13 protein-coding genes are annotated in these 16,566 nt (G+C 42.5%); 8 read left to right on the top strand and 5 right to left on the bottom strand.

Annotation, left to right across the window (positions count from 1 at the left end; translation table 11 throughout):
- Nucleotides 1-62: 62 nt before the first annotated feature.
- Both rpoH and glsB read left to right on the top strand, forming a co-directional pair.
- Entirely contained in the window at nt 63-926 is an 864-nt protein-coding gene (gene rpoH, locus IRQ78_RS08915; protein WP_054551048.1) for an RNA polymerase sigma factor RpoH, read from the top strand.
- Nucleotides 927-1,006: 80 nt separating this feature from the next.
- Nucleotides 1,007-1,927, top strand: coding sequence for a glutaminase B (glsB, locus tag IRQ78_RS08910; RefSeq protein ID WP_166340525.1), 921 nt, complete (start codon nt 1,007-1,009; stop codon nt 1,925-1,927).
- Between the two features lie 6 nt (nt 1,928-1,933).
- On the opposite strand, the gene IRQ78_RS08905 is transcribed toward glsB, so the two are convergent.
- A complete protein-coding gene (locus IRQ78_RS08905) occupies nt 1,934-3,238 on the bottom strand; it encodes an inosine/guanosine kinase (protein WP_054551050.1) in 1,305 nt (434 codons plus the stop codon).
- A gap of 180 nt (nt 3,239-3,418) precedes the next feature.
- Between IRQ78_RS08905 and tadA the strand changes: the two genes are divergently transcribed.
- On the top strand, nt 3,419-3,916 hold the full coding sequence (tadA, locus tag IRQ78_RS08900) for a tRNA adenosine(34) deaminase TadA (protein ID WP_194441825.1): 498 nt from the start codon (nt 3,419-3,421) through the stop codon (nt 3,914-3,916).
- Here the strand turns inward: tadA and IRQ78_RS08895 are convergent, their stop codons facing one another.
- A complete protein-coding gene (locus IRQ78_RS08895; RefSeq protein WP_165385080.1) occupies nt 3,917-4,087 on the bottom strand; it encodes a hypothetical protein in 171 nt (56 codons plus the stop codon).
- A 102-nt stretch (nt 4,088-4,189) separates the two neighbouring features.
- Nucleotides 4,190-5,659 carry a membrane-bound lytic murein transglycosylase MltF gene (gene mltF / locus IRQ78_RS08890; protein ID WP_138599644.1) on the bottom strand — a complete coding sequence of 490 codons (1,470 nt, stop codon included), beginning with the start codon at nt 5,657-5,659 and terminating at the stop codon, nt 4,190-4,192.
- Nucleotides 5,660-5,970: 311 nt separating this feature from the next.
- Between mltF and purL the strand changes: the two genes are divergently transcribed.
- The 4 genes from purL to IRQ78_RS08870 all read left to right on the top strand — a co-directional run bounded on the left by purL (nt 5,971) and on the right by IRQ78_RS08870 (nt 13,020).
- Nucleotides 5,971-9,855, top strand: coding sequence for a phosphoribosylformylglycinamidine synthase (gene purL, locus IRQ78_RS08885; protein WP_194441824.1), 3,885 nt, complete (start codon nt 5,971-5,973; stop codon nt 9,853-9,855).
- A gap of 161 nt (nt 9,856-10,016) precedes the next feature.
- The gene (locus tag IRQ78_RS08880; protein WP_194441823.1) at nt 10,017-12,500 is read left to right on the top strand and encodes a YdbH domain-containing protein; all 2,484 of its coding nucleotides are present in this window, start codon (nt 10,017-10,019) and stop codon (nt 12,498-12,500) included.
- A complete protein-coding gene (locus tag IRQ78_RS08875) occupies nt 12,493-12,675 on the top strand; it encodes a YnbE family lipoprotein (protein WP_194441822.1) in 183 nt (60 codons plus the stop codon). The genes IRQ78_RS08880 and IRQ78_RS08875 overlap by 8 nt, the downstream gene beginning before the upstream one ends.
- A gap of 9 nt (nt 12,676-12,684) precedes the next feature.
- The gene (locus tag IRQ78_RS08870) at nt 12,685-13,020 is read left to right on the top strand and encodes a YdbL family protein (RefSeq protein ID WP_054551056.1); all 336 of its coding nucleotides are present in this window, start codon (nt 12,685-12,687) and stop codon (nt 13,018-13,020) included.
- Between the two features lie 75 nt (nt 13,021-13,095).
- On the opposite strand, the gene IRQ78_RS08865 is transcribed toward IRQ78_RS08870, so the two are convergent.
- On the bottom strand, nt 13,096-13,617 hold the full coding sequence (locus IRQ78_RS08865; protein ID WP_194441864.1) for a DUF1415 domain-containing protein: 522 nt from the start codon (nt 13,615-13,617) through the stop codon (nt 13,096-13,098).
- Nucleotides 13,618-13,688: 71 nt separating this feature from the next.
- Entirely contained in the window at nt 13,689-14,948 is a 1,260-nt protein-coding gene (gene waaA, locus IRQ78_RS08860) for a lipid IV(A) 3-deoxy-D-manno-octulosonic acid transferase (protein WP_194441821.1), read from the bottom strand.
- A gap of 154 nt (nt 14,949-15,102) precedes the next feature.
- On the opposite strand from waaA, the gene IRQ78_RS08855 reads away from it, so the two are divergent.
- Nucleotides 15,103-16,557, top strand: coding sequence for a capsule assembly Wzi family protein (locus IRQ78_RS08855; protein ID WP_194441820.1), 1,455 nt, complete (start codon nt 15,103-15,105; stop codon nt 16,555-16,557).
- The last annotated feature ends 9 nt before the right edge of the window (nt 16,558-16,566 follow it).

Raw genomic sequence — 16,566 nt, 5'->3', positions numbered from 1 at the left:
AGTTAGCACTCTCGCTTAAAGAGTGCTAAGATGGTTTCAAATGTTTATCACTGAGGTGAAAAATGAGTAAAGATTTATACGCAATGGCACTTACTGCAGGTCAACAGAGCGCAAGTATGGACGGCTACCTTCAAGCGGTTAGCACTATTCCTATGCTTGATGCAGAGAAAGAAAAGCAGTTGGCGACACGTCTTCAGGAAGAAGGTGATCTTGAAGCTGCGAAGCAACTCATTATGTCGCATCTACGCTTTGTTGCTCATATTGCGAAAAGCTATTCAGGTTATGGCTTACCGCAAGCTGATTTAATTCAGGAAGGTAACATCGGTCTGATGAAAGCGGTAAAACGTTTCGACCCAAGTGTAGGTGTTCGCTTAGTTTCATTCGCAGTACACTGGATCAAAGCTGAAATTCATGAATACGTACTGAAAAACTGGCGTATCGTGAAAGTTGCAACAACAAAAGCGCAACGTAAATTATTCTTCAACCTGCGTAAAAACAAAAAACGTTTAGGTTGGTTTAACCAAGCTGAGGTTAGCACCGTTGCTAATGAGCTAGGTGTAAGTGAAAAAGAAGTACGTGAGATGGAATCACGTATGAGTGGCCAAGATATGGGCTTTGACTTAACGGGCGACGACAATGACGACGCACCAACAAGCACATACTCGCCAGTACAGTATTTAACAGATGGCAGTGCTGACCTTGCTGATGATATCGAAGAGCAGCAATGGCAAGAACAGTCTCATGCACGTTTATTCAGCGCGTTAAAAACCCTTGATGAACGTTCTCAAGACATCGTAAGTGCACGTTGGTTAGCTGACGATAAAGCAACATTACAAGAGCTTGCTGAGAAATATAACGTTTCAGCAGAACGTGTTCGCCAGCTAGAAAAAACAGCGATGAAAAAACTGCAATCAGCTATGAGCTAATAGCAATCGCTATAGCAAACCATCTTTAGTAGACTATAAAGCCTCGCAAATGCGGGGCTTTTTGTTTTAAAGGACGCGGTATGTCACAGATTGATTATCAACATGTATTAGATGAAATCACAAAAGAAGTTCAACCATTACTGAGCCAAGGTAAGGTTGCTGATTATATTCCTGCGCTTGCAGAAGTTGAGCCAAACCAGTTTGCCATTGCTATCCATACAGTTGATGGGCAAACCTATTGCGCGGGTGATTGTGGTGCGCGTTTTACGATTCAATCTGTTTCGAAAGTAATGACCTTAACCTTAGCACTTCAGCGTTATGGTGATGAGCTTTGGCAGCGAGTCGGTAAAGAGCCATCAGGCACCGCTTTTAACTCACTTACACAGCTTGAGTTTGAACAGGGCATACCACGCAACCCATTTATTAATGCCGGCGCGATTGTCACCTGTGACGCGTTATATAGCCGTTTATCTGCGCCGATGCACTCTATGCTTGAGTCATTTCGTCAGTTATCAGGAAATGCTCAGGTTGTTATTGATAAGAAAGTGGCAAATTCTGAATATGAGTTTCGTCATCGCAACGCCGCGATGGGGCATCTAATGAAGTCATTCGGCAACTTTAATAATGAAGTTGATGATGTGTTATGGGCTTACTTTAACTTCTGTGCCATAGAGCTAAACTGCGTAGAATTAGCAAAAGCTTACAATTACTTAGCAAACCAAGGTAAAGATGCCAATGGCCATGAAGTACTTAGTGCAAGGCAAAATAAGCAGTTAAACTCGTTACTGTTTACCAGTGGTTTATACGATGCAGCTGGGGATTTTGGCTACCGTGTTGGTATGCCGGGTAAGTCAGGGGTATCGGGTACTATTTTAGCTGTGTTACCAAATCAATTTACTGTGGCTGTGTGGGCGCCTAGACTTAACTCGTATGGTAACTCAGTGGCTGGGATAGCGGCTCTTGAGCGTTTATCCCAGAAACTGGATATTTCGATTTTTTAGTGGAGATTATTGATCCCAGTAAACTTGCTCTAAACAATCTTCACGTTCAGGTAAACCACGCGATAAACGTGGCGAGTGCTGAACAAGTACTTCATAACTTGCACGGTTAGCGTATTTACTAATTTGTGCAAGCGATGAGTAGGTCATAGCAGGTTGCTGATGCTTCGCTGAGTTTGCCACATTAAGTTTGTGGTAAACGTTTGCTGATAGGTCATGCAGTACCGCAGCCAGAGCACAATCGCCTGCGCCATTGGTATTTTTAATACTATCTGGGCCGCCCATAAACGGTGCTGTATGGCTGTACGCACGAATAGGGTTTTGGCAGTCGTCTTTACGCATTGCGCGCGAAAATTCATAACGGTTAAAGTCAGCAATCGCGCCTGGTAATAACGGGTATTCTGTTTCACGCTTGAATGAGTCGTCGACGTAACCGGCCATAAACAAGCCTTTTTCGCCAGCTGTACAAATAACTAAATCAGTCCAATCAAGCGCTTTGTCGGCAGCTAGAAGCGGATCTTCAAAGCCGGTAATCGCAAGGCCTTCCTCTTCGTTCATAGCAAGAATATCAACATGCTCTTTTACAAAGTCAGCCCACCAAGTAGGGTCTTGTTCAATCAAGAACTTAGTACCAAGGGTTAAAACCACAGGGACACCTGCATCATTGGCATATTTCACTGCCTGCATGGTGGCTTCTGTCATGGTTTCATCACCTTGAGTACGCATTAGGTATGCGCTGATCACCAGTGCTGATGAATTCTCAATAAGTGCCTGATCGATTGATTCAGGGCGCAGATGATTCATAAGCCCCGCGCTGATTGCGAAGGTACGTTCACCGGTCTCGTCAATTAAAGTAAAACAACGACCAATAGGGCCATCTACAGGCTGAAGGTAGTCAAGGTCAACGCGGCTAGAAGTGTTACATAAAAAACGGTATGCATAGCTGCCGATTTTGATATTTTCACTCATTACCCCTAAAAGTACTGATCGGTCATCAGCTAGGGTAGAGTAATTGTGCATGGTGTTACCTACCGTACCACCGGCAAACTCATAATCGATCATATTGTCGAGTTTTAGTCTGTCGTATAGTGCGTTGGTAATATCGTTATCGATCACTTGCGACATGCCACGGCGCAATTGAAATTCATCTAGGAAAGCTTGATCAACTTTCGCTTCAATATCTACCACAATTTGGTCGATACCCGTAATATAACTACGTTGTAGTCGGTCGGTTGAGTTAAGTTGATTCGTCAGTGGATCTTTGGCTTCCACCGGAAAATAATGTTTATGCCTGCGGCGTCCAGGAAATTTCATTTGCTACCCGTGTTGTAAGCTAAATAAAAAAAGCGCGAGATTATAGCGCAATATGGGTCCATTGAGCCATGAAAAAGCCACTAAATTTTGCGTTAATTTTTAAGTGTAGCAGTATTTAATGCCGACATTTTTCACTAACTAGGTATAATTACTCACAGTTTTACAATATTTGTGTGATATATGAGCGAACAATTTAGCGACCAATATTGGATGGAAAAAGCATTAAACTACGCCAATGAAGCGGCTGCTATTAATGAAATTCCGGTTGGTGCTGTGCTGGTAAAAGACAATCAACTGATCTCCTATGGTTATAACCGCTCAATTATCGATAACGACCCATCCGCTCATGCTGAAATGATGGCAATCCGCGAAGCAGGTAAAGCTCTTAATAACTACCGATTAATCGATTGCACCCTGTATGTAACGTTAGAACCTTGTTCTATGTGCGCAGGTCTGTTGGTGCATAGCCGTATTAAGCGATTGGTATTTGGTGCTAAAGATGCCAAAACGGGATCGGCAGGATCAATTATGAATCTGCTGCAAGAACCTAGGCTTAATCATCAAGTTGAAGTAACCGGTGATGTACTGAGTGAGCAGTGTGGGGCGGTAATTTCAGCGTTTTTTAAGCGTCGTAGAGAAGAGAAAAAGGCGGCAAAGCTGGCTGCTCGCAACGCCTAGTTATACAACCGGCGTTGCAGGAACTTGTGCTTCCATTAACTGCATCGCAAATAAGCGGCGACGCCAAATAACTTTTTTGTGTGTATTACGTAGCATGATACGACGGCGGGTCGCCGTTGAGTAAATAACATTACGCTTGAACTTATGTGTCGTGCGTCTTCTTTTTAACATGAGTGCTCCTTAAGTGAGAGTAAAGCATGGCATGGTCCGTTCCATTTCTACTAAAAGATAATGATCATTTGATGACAAGTAAACAGATTTCGGTGCTTGAGGTTAGTTGTTTTCTAATTCTTGCTGCTCTGAGTCGGTTTGTTGCGTGTTGTCATTTGGCTTTGGTTCGCTCGCTTGCGCTTCAGGTTTAGCTTCTTCAGTGCTTTGCTCTTCTTCGCTTGGGTTAGCAATCGCATCATTTTCATCAAGCCAAACCAGTGCGTCGTAATAGCGACGAATATTATCAACGTATTTTACTGCAACATCGCCACGGGCATAACCATATTTGGTTTTTCGATAGTAACGCTTTTTAATTAAAAGCGGTAAGCGCTTTTTAACATCAGCCCACTTATCGGGGCTTGCACCTTCTTGCTCGGTAATAATGCGTGCGTCGTTGACGTGTCCCCAGCCAACATTGTAAGAGGCTAAGGCAAACCAAGTTCTGTCGGGCTGCGGAATGCGTTCAGGGATCCAAGAAATTACTTTGGCAAGATACTGCGCACCGCCTTTAATATTTTGCTCAGGCTCTAGGCGATTTGTTACGCCGACCTGTTTTGCCGTTGCTTGGGTTAGCATCATAATACCGCGAACACCAGTTGGTGACTTAGCCCTTGGGTTCCACATCGATTCTTGATAACTCAAAGCTGCCAGTAATCGCCAGTCTATGTTACCTGCGTATTGCTCAAACCAAGGTTGATATTTGGGTAAGGTGTCTTTTATGGCTTCGATATAAGCAAGTGTGTTCACATAATTAAACTGGCGAACATGGCCGAAGTATTTTTCTTCTAACACATAAAGCTGGTTGCTTTGTTTTACGTCGCCAAAAAATGGCACCATGAGGGCATATAAAGAGTCATCACCATCTTTTCTTAGTAACCAAGCGATAGGATCATTACGGGTAACCGAAAAGCCGATACTCAAGTTTGGGTGGTAGCGGCGAAACAGCGATAAGGTGTGCGAGTCTGCTAGGGTGTAATCAATTTCACCGTCGATAACAGCTTGCAGAAGCTCTTCTTCATCCATATCTTCTGTTTCGTTCCAGCTAAGTTCTGGATTAAGTTGTTTTAATTGTTGTAGTGCCAACGAGTGACTGCTTTTGGCGAGAACAGTCAGATTGCCGGTTAAATCCGCAAATTCACGGGGTCTATTACGGCCTTGTTTATAAACTAATTTTTGGCTTATTGTGCGATAGGTTGGGCCGAAGCGGTAATGCTCAGCCCGAATCGTATTATAGGTAAGACCTGACGCTATAATATCTAAATCGCCACTTTCTAAGCGTGCGAACATATCGGATAGATTAAAAAAAGGCACCATTTCAAGCTCAACACCAACATAGTCAGCAAATTCTTGGGCGAGCTCATATTCAAAGCCTTGCACACCTTGTGGAGCCTGATAGTAATTACTCGCGCCAGCTAATGTGCCGACTCTAATTTTGTTCTGCGCCTTGATATGAGCAAGTTGCGACGGTTGCTGTTGCATATCGCACGCACATAACATGAGCACTAAACTAAAAATAGCGAGTAACTTTTGCATAAATTATAAATGCCCCTTAAACCATTATCTTAGTGTTATAACAAAACTTCTAAGCCACGTCACTTGGCGAATAGTGTTATAGATCTATTTAAAAATTAATAACTATAACAAGGCAGCTGGTAGATAAGTCATACAGAACAAGAACCTGCAGAGAAATAAAGACGACTAAGCTAGTTAATTGTTGCAACCTTAAAAGCGGTTATGAAGATTATTTAAATAAAAGCGTAATTTTGAGTTAAATCTAGACGTTATTTGCACTATAATATGCGCCTAAAATATCGTTCAATCCCTAACCCCGGATGAAAATACCTATGTTGATCCTTCGTGGTGCACCAGCACTTTCCGATTTTAGAGTTCAGAAAATTTTAGCGCGTTGCCAACAGGCACAACTTCCAGTCACTGACGTCTATGCTGAGTTCATGCATTTTGCTGATCTTACAGCCGAGCTTTCAGCTGATGAGCAAACCAAGCTGGAAAAACTGCTTACTTATGGTCCAACAATTGCCGAGCATACCCCTGCTGGCACGTTAATTCTTGTAACGCCGCGTCCAGGTACTATCTCGCCTTGGGCATCAAAAGCAACTGATATCGCACATAACTGTGGCTTAAGCCAAGTTCACCGTGTTGAGCGTGGTATTGCATACTACGTAGAAGGTAACTTATCAGCTGAGCAAACAGCTGAAGTTGCAGCGTTATTACATGACCGTATGACTGAAGCAACGCACGCGGATATGGCTGATGCAGCTAAATTATTCCGTCACGATGAGCCGCGTCCAATGTCATCAGTTGACATTTTAGGTGGTGGCCGTGAAGCGCTTGCTAAAGCAAACGTTGAGCAAGGTTTTGCGCTTGCAGATGACGAAATTGATTACTTGGTAGAAAACTTCCAAAAGTTAGGGCGTAACCCGAACGACATCGAATTATTCATGTTTGCACAAGCAAACTCTGAGCATTGTCGTCACAAAATCTTTAACGCCGATTGGACAATTGATGGTATCGAACAGCCAAAATCATTGTTCAAAATGATCAAAAACACTTACGAGCAAAACCCTGAAAACGTACTATCTGCATATAAAGATAACGCAGCGGTAATGAAGGGCTCGCTAGCAGGTCGTTTCTTCCCAAATAACGAAGGCGAGTACGCATACCATCAAGAGAACATCGAAATCTTGATGAAAGTTGAAACGCACAACCACCCAACAGCGATTGCGCCATTCTCAGGTGCATCAACAGGTTCTGGTGGTGAAATTCGTGATGAAGGTGCTACAGGCCGTGGTTCTAAGCCTAAAGCAGGTTTAGTTGGTTTCACTGTATCTAACCTACGAATTCCTGGCTACGAGCAGCCATGGGAAACAGACTTTGGTAAGCCTGGTCGTATCGTAAATGCACTTGATATCATGACTGAAGGCCCATTAGGTGGTGCGGCATTCAATAACGAATTTGGTCGTCCTAACTTACTTGGTTACTTCCGTACATACGAAGAGAAAGTATCAAGCCATAATGGTATCGAGGTACGTGGTTACCACAAGCCAATCATGCTTGCAGGTGGTTTAGGTAACATTCGTTCTGAGCATGTTCAAAAAGGCGAAATCCCTGTAGGTGCTAAGCTAATTGCACTAGGTGGTCCGGCAATGAACATCGGCCTAGGTGGTGGTGCTGCGTCTAGTATGACATCAGGACAATCAAACGAAGACTTAGACTTTGCATCGGTACAACGTGAAAACCCAGAAATGGAACGTCGTTGTCAGGAAGTTATTGATAAATGTTGGCAGCTAGGTGATGCAAACCCAATCGCTTTCATCCACGATGTGGGCGCAGGTGGTCTTTCTAACGCATTCCCTGAGCTTGTAGACGACGGTGGTCGTGGTGGTAAATTCCAACTTCGTGACATTCCTAACGATGAGCCGGGTATGGCACCACACGAAATTTGGTGTAACGAATCTCAAGAGCGTTACGTATTAGCAGTTGCGGCAGAAGACTTCGCGCGCTTTGAAGCAATCTGTAAACGTGAACGTGCAGAATACGCTGTTATTGGTGAAGCAACAGAAGAGCGTCACTTAACGGTTGAAGATAGCCACTTCGGTAACAACCCTGTTGATCTTCCGCTTGATGTTTTACTTGGTAAAGCACCAAAAATGCACCGTGAAGTTGAATCGAAAAAAGCGCAATCTCAACCATTAGACGTTGCTAACATTGATGCTGCAGACGCTGCACAGCGTTTATTACGCTTACCAACGATTGCTGAGAAAACATTCTTAATCACCATTGGTGACCGTACGGTAACGGGTTTAGTTGCGCGTGACCAAATGGTAGGTCCTTGGCAGGTGCCAGTAGCAAACTGTGCGGTAACAGCCGCTGCGTTTGATACTTACCACGGTGAAGCAATGTCATTAGGTGAACGTACACCAGCTGCACTTTTAAACTACGGTGCTTCTGCTCGTTTAGCTGTGGCTGAGTCACTAACGAACATCGCGTGTGCGAACATAGGTGGCCTTGAAAATATCAAGCTATCTGCAAACTGGATGGCTGCAGCAGGTCACCCAGGCGAAGATGCGGGTCTTTACGAAGCTGTTAAAGCGGTGGGTGAAGAGCTTTGTCCGGCACTTGGTTTAACTATTCCTGTGGGTAAAGACTCAATGTCGATGAAAACTCAATGGGATGAAAACGGCGAGCAAAAATCGGTTACTGCACCATTATCATTGATCATTACTGCCTTTGGTCGTGTTGAAGATGTTCGTAAAACAGTAACGCCACAGCTACGTACTGATAAAGGTGAGTCATCACTATTATTAGTTGATTTAGGTGCGGGTCAAAACCGTATGGGCGCATCAAGCCTTGCACAGGTTTATAAGCAACTAGGTGATGTAACGCCTGATGTTGATAACCCAGCACTATTAAAAGGCTTCTACGAAGCAATGCAAGCGCTTGTTGCTGATAACAAGCTACTTGCTTACCATGACCGTTCAGATGGTGGTTTATTCACTACGGTTGCTGAAATGGCATTTGCTGGTCACACGGGTGTAACAGTAGACCTTGCTGGCTTAACAGGTTCAGACATCGAAGCGCTTTACAATGAAGAGCTAGGTGCGGTTATCCAAGTGGCAAACGCTGATTTAGACGCAGTGAAAGCCGTTCTTGCAGACCACGGCTTAGCAGCTATCAGCCATGAAATTGGCGCACTAAACGCTGATGACCGTGTGGTATTCACTCGTGGTGATGATGTGGTTCTTAACCACACGCGTACTGAGCTTCGTACTATTTGGGCAGAAACAACTTACCAAATGCAAGCACGTCGAGATAACCCTGAGTGTGCTAAGCAAGAGTTTGACGCTAAGTTTGACGCAAAAGACCCAGGTCTTAACGTAAAACTAAACTTTGACTTAAACGAAGATGTTGCAGCACCTTACATTGCAACTGGTGCGAAGCCGAAAATGGCTATTTTACGTGAGCAAGGTGTTAACTCTCACTTAGAAATGGCGGCGGCATTTAACCGTGCAGGCTTTGCTGCGGTTGACGTGCACATGAGCGACATTCTTGAAGGTCGTTTAACACTTGAGCAATTTAAAGGCTTAGTGGCATGTGGTGGTTTCTCGTACGGTGACGTATTAGGTGCTGGTGAAGGCTGGGCTAAGTCAATCTTATTTAATGAGATGGCGCGTGAGCAGTTCCAAAGCTTCTTCCACCGCGAAGATACATTCAGCTTAGGTGTGTGTAATGGCTGTCAAATGCTTTCAACATTGAAAGAATTGATCCCGGGCACTGAGCACTGGCCACGTTTCGTAACGAATAAGTCAGAGCGTTTTGAAGCTCGCTTTAGCCTTGTAGAAGTGCAAGAAAACCCATCGGTATTCTTTAATGGTATGGCAGGTTCACGTATGCCTATCGCTGTTTCTCACGGTGAAGGTCATGCTGAGTTCGCAAACGGTGATGCAGTTAAAGCAGCGCTTGAATCAGGTACTGTGGCAGTGAAGTTTGTTGATAACTACGGTAACCCAACAACGCAATACCCAGCTAACCCGAATGGCTCGCCAGAAGGTATCACAGGTATTACCTCTACTGATGGCCGTGCAACGGTTATGATGCCGCACCCAGAGCGTGTATTCCGTACTGTTGCTAACTCATGGCACCCAGATGAGTGGACTGAGGATAGCCCATGGATGCGTATGTTCCGCAACGCTCGTAAAAACGTTGGCTAGAACTTAGTTATGTACCTAGATATACAAGCTAGGTTCATACAAACCCTTTAAACTAAAAAGGCTGCACTATCATGTGTGGCCTTTTTGTTTATAATGATCTGAGAAGCGAGAAGCGAGAAGCGAGAAGCGAGAAGCGAGAAGCGAGAAGCAAGGAGAGTTTTTTGAGTTTTAAGCGAGCGTGTGTTGGGTTACTAGGTATCGTGCTAAGCATGGTGCTGTTGGCGTATCTGTTCAGGTTACCACTGACATCGTGGTATTTAACACCTATGCTCAGTAAAAATGGCGCTGAGCTTCACTGCATTGATTGGTCATTAACTCGCAAGCTTGATTTGAATATCGAGAAATTATGCTTAACCTACCAAGGGCAGCAAATTGAGTTAGCTGGCATTATTGCGAATAAGCAACAGATTAGTATTTCTCGAGCCAATCTTATAATTAGCAATCAGAGTAATAATCACCAACCTGACACTTCACAAACTGAATTTAAAAAGCTTGCTTTGGTATTACCCGAGCAAAGACCGCTAATAAGTATTGAGCAGCTTGATGTAGTCTCACCGTTTACCCAAAATCCTGTTAGGTTGGCGATACAAGAAAAACGCCTAAATCATTTTACGATTTCACGGGATCTCAATGCTGACGTTGTAATATCTAATTATGAAGTCAAAGCCAACATCACCTTTGATGAGCAAGTGGCTGAGCGGTTCGTAACATTGCCAACAAGCAGCCATTTTACCACTCAATCACAGATTAAGTTTGATGGAATTACAGTTGCAATTGAAAGCTCAATCAATGCAAGTTATCAGCATGCTGTAGGGGAGTGTGACCTAGGTTTTGCTAGTGAAGGGCAATTGAGTGCTAAGTATCAATTAAATCAACAGCATTTATACGCGGATTTATCAGCTTTACAAAATCAACTTAGTGCAAAGCGAGACTGCTTAAACACCATCGCAGACCAGCAGCATCAATCATTTGTTGAAGCGCAGTTACCGCTTACTTGGCAGTTACACATTGAAAAACCAGTTAGTGTAGAAAGTAAGTTGCTATCAATCCCAACTGTAAAGCTGCAAGCTATAGAAGGGCAAAGTGAGGTGACAGTCAGTAATACATCCCTTTCTTTACAGGATCCGCTGGCATCACTTAATAGTCAAGTTAGCATTGATTTCAATAGTAAAGATATAGATGAGCTTAAGTTCAACGCGCATTTGCATGAAAGCAGCGTTAGCGCTGATTATCAACTGTCGGTGGATTCACTACCTGCATTTTTAGATTTTCAGTCTGATGGCGCCTTGACTGAGGGTTTTGGGGTTGAAGATATTGGGGCTAAAGGAAAGCTAAATATTGAAGGGTTATTTACTAGCCCTACAGCTAAACTGAAAACTAATATAAGTGTTAAAAATGCCCTAATTTCGGGTGCTCAGATAACTGATTTTAGCAGCGCAATTAACGCTGAGTATAATGCCCAGCAGCACCTCGTTGTTAAAGCTAATAGCAAGGTTAAATCATTAACTTATGATGATATGAACGCAGCAAAAATTAGCAATGAGCTTACTCTTAGTACAGATCTCAGTGTGGGGGAGTTATTTGCTGATATTGATGCCAAAACCACGGCCGCTAAATTATCAACAGCAGAGCTTAGCTTAAATAAGTTGTCTGTTGTGTCAAAAGCTCTTCAAAGCCGCGCCTTGCAGGCAACGCATCATGTGTTTGCAGATGGCTTTGAAGCGCTTGTTAGCCATCATATGTCTGAGGTTGCTCACCCATTTGAATTAGTGATACCAGAGCAGGCAGTATCCAAGCTAAACCCGATAATTGCTCAGTTTGAGCCGCTTGCTACAGTCACTGATGGAGTCGTTTCGGGCAATATAAAAGGGGATGTAAACCTTCAACAAGCACAAGGGCGCGTGCAAATAAGTAAATTCACTGCGCTTTATAATGATTATCTAGCGAATGATTTCGCAGTGAATTTGAACGGCACGTTTAATTCAGGGCAGCTTAATATTGTAGCGACTAAATTTACACTCAATGAACTGCGCGCAGGTGCCGTGGTCAAAAATATACAAGGTCAGTTGCAGGTAACAGCTAATCAGCCTTGCGTAGCTAATCTAACTGGTCAGGTTATGGGTGGGGCATTTGTGGTGAATAAGTTCTGCCCACTCAGTGATAGCCAAACCGCGACTGTTAAATTTGAAAATATTGATGCCAGTAAATTGGTCACCCTTGATGCTGAATCAGGAATTAGCTTAAGTGGGCGCTTAGCAGGCACCTTACCCGTTGTAATAAATAAACAGGGCATCGAGGTAAAGCAAGGGCAGCTAGTTAATCAAGGTGATGGTAAATTACTGATCACTAATAATGCGGGTTTTGAAGCTGTAAAAGCGCAGCAACAGGAACTGAGTACCACGCTGAGTTTACTTGAGAATTTAGATATTAAAAAACTACGTAGCAGTGTTAACCTCAAACCGGATGGATGGTTGCATTTAGGTGTTAATTTAGAGGGTTATAATGAAGCGCAGCAGCAAGCAGTGAACTTTAATTATAACCATGAAGAGAATGTATTTACCTTGCTTAGAGCGCTGCGTTTAAGTGATGAAATCACTCAAAAAGTTGAGAAAGAGTATGCAAAAAAAGGAAGCAATGATGGCTAAGTGGTTAGTAATGCTGACGGCGGTAGGCACGCTGAGTGCCTGTACGCACCGTGTTGAGGTGGCAGCAAAAGAGCCGATTACAATCAACTTAAATGTAAAAGTTGACCATGAGATCCGCGTAAAAGTGGATAAAGAACTTGATACCTTATTCAGTGATGACAGCGAATTATTCTAAGGAGCACACATGCGTAAATTACAACTTAAAAAACTAAATGTGATCACCTTGATCAGTGCTGTATGTTTATCTTTCTCTGCTTGGGCTATCAGCCTTGATGATGCAAAGAGCCAAGGCTTAGTGGGTGAAGACAGCTCAGGCTATTTAGGTTTAGTGGTTAATAATAGCGAAGCAAAAGCGGTCGTTGATGAAATTAATGCAAAGCGTAAAGAGCAATATTTAAAACTTGCGAAAAAGAACAACCTTTCGTTAGCACAAGTTGAAGCCCTTGCTGCGGCTAAAACTATCGAAAAAACTAAGCCGGGTCACTACATTGAAGTGAACGGTGAGTGGGTAAAAAAATAATTCACTAAATTTAATAGCTATAAAAAACAAAAAGCCAGCATTGCTGGCTTTTTATCTATTGAACGCCGGTAGGTGTTAGCGCTTATCGATGCAGTTTTGCAGCAGCTGCTGCCAAAAGTCGATGCCTTTGCGTCTTGCTAGTTTAATGTTGTGCTCTGGGATCGATTCGGGTTCATCGTAGCTGTCTAACGCTTCGTTCATGCTGGCTTCACGGATCAAATGCAGTGTTGGGTAAGGTGCACGATTCGTATAGTTTGCAGCGTCGCTGTCATCGCTATCAGCAAACACATAGTCAGGATGAAAGTTGGCTATTTGATACTTACCTTCATAGCCTTGCGCAGCTAAAAGCGCATTGGCTAAATCGACTAAATCTAAGAACTCTTCAAAATCCTTAAAGCCTTGCTCAAACATCAACAAAGTGGTTTCGCGCTCTGCTTGTTGGTCTAACGCGCTACATTGCTCAAGCATATCCATTACTGCATCATCAAGCGTAATAGACTGACTGATTTGATAATGAATGCAATTGCTTTCAACTTCTTTACGGGCAAACGGGCAGAAATTGTATTTTACGATTACGCTTGATACCCATTCGCGCATTTGTATTTCTGGGCGATTTATCGCTTGCTTTGAAGTCACATTATTTCTCTATTCTATTTTACTTTTCTATCTTACTTTTCTAAGTAATGCTCAATTAAATTAACCGTTTTACTGATGGCGCCTTGATTGTTAGCAACGCATTTTTGAGCTTGTTGACCGAGCTTAATCGTCTTTTTTACATCAGTGCTCAAAGCGATAAGTGTGTCAGCAAGGTGATTTTCATCGGTAACGGTTTTAGCTCCCTGAGCACTAATCAGTTCAGGATAAATATGGTCGAAGTTATAGGTATGAGGGCCTGCTAATACGCCAACCGAAAACGCTGCTGACTCTAACGGGTTATGGCCGCCTCGCTCTATTAAACTACCGCCAACATAGCTGATGTTTGCCACACCATATAAGCATTGTAACTCACCTAACGTGTCAGCTAACACAACTTGTTGCTTGTTATAGTCATCTTCACTGCGACGACTAAAGCTAAAATTTGAACTTTTTAAAACTTCAGCGACTTTATCAAATTGCTCTGGGTGACGTGGAGCAATAATCAAAAGAGCGTTGGGTAACGCTTTTAACAGCTTCTTATGAGCAGTTAAAATAAGCTCGTGTTCAATAGGGTGAGTAGAGCCTGCAACCCAGATAAATCGCTCGTTGTTATATTGGTTTTTAAGTGCTGCGACTTTATTTAATTGCTCATCTGTAGGCATGATATCAAATTTAATTGAGCCAAATACGCGTGCCTTTTCAGGCTTTAAACCAAGTTCAATAAAGCGTTTTGCATCATCTTGATTATGGCTGGCCAGATCGCTAATAGAGTGCATGATCACCTTAGTTAAGGGCATTACCTTTTGGTAGCCTTGCTGTGATTTAGCTGAAAGTCGGGCATTTAAAACAAGTACTTTTGTGCCGGTGTTGTTGCTTTGCGCCATCAGGTTTGGCCAAAGCTCAGTTTCTAAAATACACAGTACCTTTGGTTGGATTCGTTTTAAAAATCGATTGGTAGCGAAGAAAAAATCAATCGGTAAATAACAGCAGCTTACCGCATCTTTAAAGTTATTTTTTATCTGTTCGCGACCCGTTGGGGTATTACAGGTTACTAAAATAGTAAGTGCAGGGTTTTTTGATTGAACGGCCTTGATAAGTGGGGTTGCTGCTAACACTTCACCGACAGAGGCACAATGAAAAACAACATCGTGATGAGATAAGTTCGAAAAGCCAAAGCGCTCAGCAAAATGCTCACGGTAACCCTTATTCTTTTTGCCGCGTAAAACATACAGGTAAAAAACAACCAGTGGGCTTAGTAGGTATAAAAGTAAAGAGTATAAAATGCGCGCCATTGCTTAGCCTATATAGGTAAAACGTTATGATAGCGTGGAACCTTCGGGATCTAAATATAAAATGTTAAAAAGGGTTATTAAAGAAAGTTTTAAAGTGTTTACTGTTAGCTAATTTGGTAATATTTCGGTTACTTAATAAATCAACGAAGCAGTTATGAAATTTAAAATGATAAAAGCCTCGGTAATTGGTGCTTTTCTAAGTTGTTCAATGCCTTTATTTGCAGCACCTACCGCCTACTTACCGATTGGCATGGATGCACAGCTTGATCATCAATTAGATACTTTGTTTGCCTTAACCACAGGCGCGCCTATGGTTAAACCTTATCGTTTATCGGAAGTAGAAAGTGCGCTTCTTGAGCTTGAAAAAAAAGAGCCAGGACTAGTCACAGCTATCCGTTATAAAATAAAGCCTTATCAAAGTGATGATGCAGTAACACGTGCAGGTGTTAAATTACAAGTTGATACAGACAACAGTAAAAAAATAGCAAATCAACGCGGACTTAGCTCTGATGAATGGGGACAAGGCTTTTTTGAAGGTATTTGGCGTGCCAATGATTACACGCTAGTACAGGTTGGAGTTGATTACCGAGCGAAGGCAAATAAGTTTGTAAATTACAATTCGTTTATTAGTTTTGCTGGTGAAGATTTACAGTTAAACCTTGGGTATAAAGAACATTGGTTCTCGCCGTTTAAGCATTCTGCACAAATCATTTCAACCAACGCAAAAACAGCCCCGTCAATTTCGATTGGTATGGTAAAGCCTGCTCATAATTGGTGGAATTTTGATTTTGAATTGTATTATTCAGAGTTAGAACATGTTGAGAATGGTATTTTATATCAAGGTGAACTTCATAGTGGTACGCCTAAACTTGCGGGTACTCACTTCAGTATTGAACCTATTAGTGGTTGGAAAATTGGCCTTAACCGAATGATGCAGTTTGGCGGTGGGCCTCGTAAAGTAGATGCTGGAGATGTATTTGACGCTTTTTTTGATCCTGCCGGAAATGATAATGTTGCATTAGTAGGTAGCTCTGATGCGGAGCTGGGCGATCAGTTCGCTTCAATTACAAATGTAATTAACTTTAATTGGGGATTGCCAACAGAGCTTTATTTTGAATACGGTGGTGAAGATACTAAAGAGCACAAAAACTATCAGTTTGGTAATGTCGCTTATAGTTTAGGGGCTTTTTTCCCAAAATTAACAGACTCAATAAGTTTTAGATTTGAACATACCAATATGCACAGCTTTTGGTATAAAAACTATATTTATCCTACTAAGGGTAATACGGTAGATGGATTTGTTGTTGGACATTTTGCTGCAGATCAGCGTTACTTTGGTGACGGCGTACCGTCTGAAGTAAATGTTTTAGAAGTGACTTATTCTGAATCTTTTCAGTCTCTATGGCGTGCTAAAGTTTCAACCATTTCGAATAAAAGTAACTACGAGTATGATATAGGTGGATTTAGTCGAGAATACGATGATGCAATTGAACTTCAACTAAGTAACACGCGTCAATTAAACGAGCATACATTAGAGACAACTCTTACCTATGGTGAAGATGTTTTTGGCGATAACTATACTTGGTTATCTGTAGCCTATTTTTGGTAAGCAAAGCCG

This window comes from Pseudoalteromonas simplex (genome assembly GCF_015278155.1).
GTDB lineage: Bacteria > Pseudomonadota > Gammaproteobacteria > Enterobacterales > Alteromonadaceae > Pseudoalteromonas > Pseudoalteromonas simplex.
Note: the sequence above shows the minus strand (reverse complement) of the source record. Positions and strands in the feature narration are given on the sequence as shown.

Coding starts and splice junctions, on each gene's coding strand:
- IRQ78_RS08855 (WP_194441820.1), top strand. CDS start 15,103: ATGAAATTTAAAATGATAAAAGCCTCGGTAATTGGTGCTTTTCTAAGT.
- tadA (WP_194441825.1), top strand. CDS start 3,419: ATGAGCGAACAATTTAGCGACCAATATTGGATGGAAAAAGCATTAAAC.
- waaA (WP_194441821.1), bottom strand. CDS start 14,948: ATGGCGCGCATTTTATACTCTTTACTTTTATACCTACTAAGCCCACTG.
- IRQ78_RS08875 (WP_194441822.1), top strand. CDS start 12,493: ATGGCTAAGTGGTTAGTAATGCTGACGGCGGTAGGCACGCTGAGTGCC.
- rpoH (WP_054551048.1), top strand. CDS start 63: ATGAGTAAAGATTTATACGCAATGGCACTTACTGCAGGTCAACAGAGC.
- mltF (WP_138599644.1), bottom strand. CDS start 5,659: ATGCAAAAGTTACTCGCTATTTTTAGTTTAGTGCTCATGTTATGTGCG.
- IRQ78_RS08870 (WP_054551056.1), top strand. CDS start 12,685: ATGCGTAAATTACAACTTAAAAAACTAAATGTGATCACCTTGATCAGT.
- IRQ78_RS08895 (WP_165385080.1), bottom strand. CDS start 4,087: ATGTTAAAAAGAAGACGCACGACACATAAGTTCAAGCGTAATGTTATT.
- IRQ78_RS08865 (WP_194441864.1), bottom strand. CDS start 13,617: ATGCGCGAATGGGTATCAAGCGTAATCGTAAAATACAATTTCTGCCCG.
- IRQ78_RS08905 (WP_054551050.1), bottom strand. CDS start 3,238: ATGAAATTTCCTGGACGCCGCAGGCATAAACATTATTTTCCGGTGGAA.
- purL (WP_194441824.1), top strand. CDS start 5,971: ATGTTGATCCTTCGTGGTGCACCAGCACTTTCCGATTTTAGAGTTCAG.
- glsB (WP_166340525.1), top strand. CDS start 1,007: ATGTCACAGATTGATTATCAACATGTATTAGATGAAATCACAAAAGAA.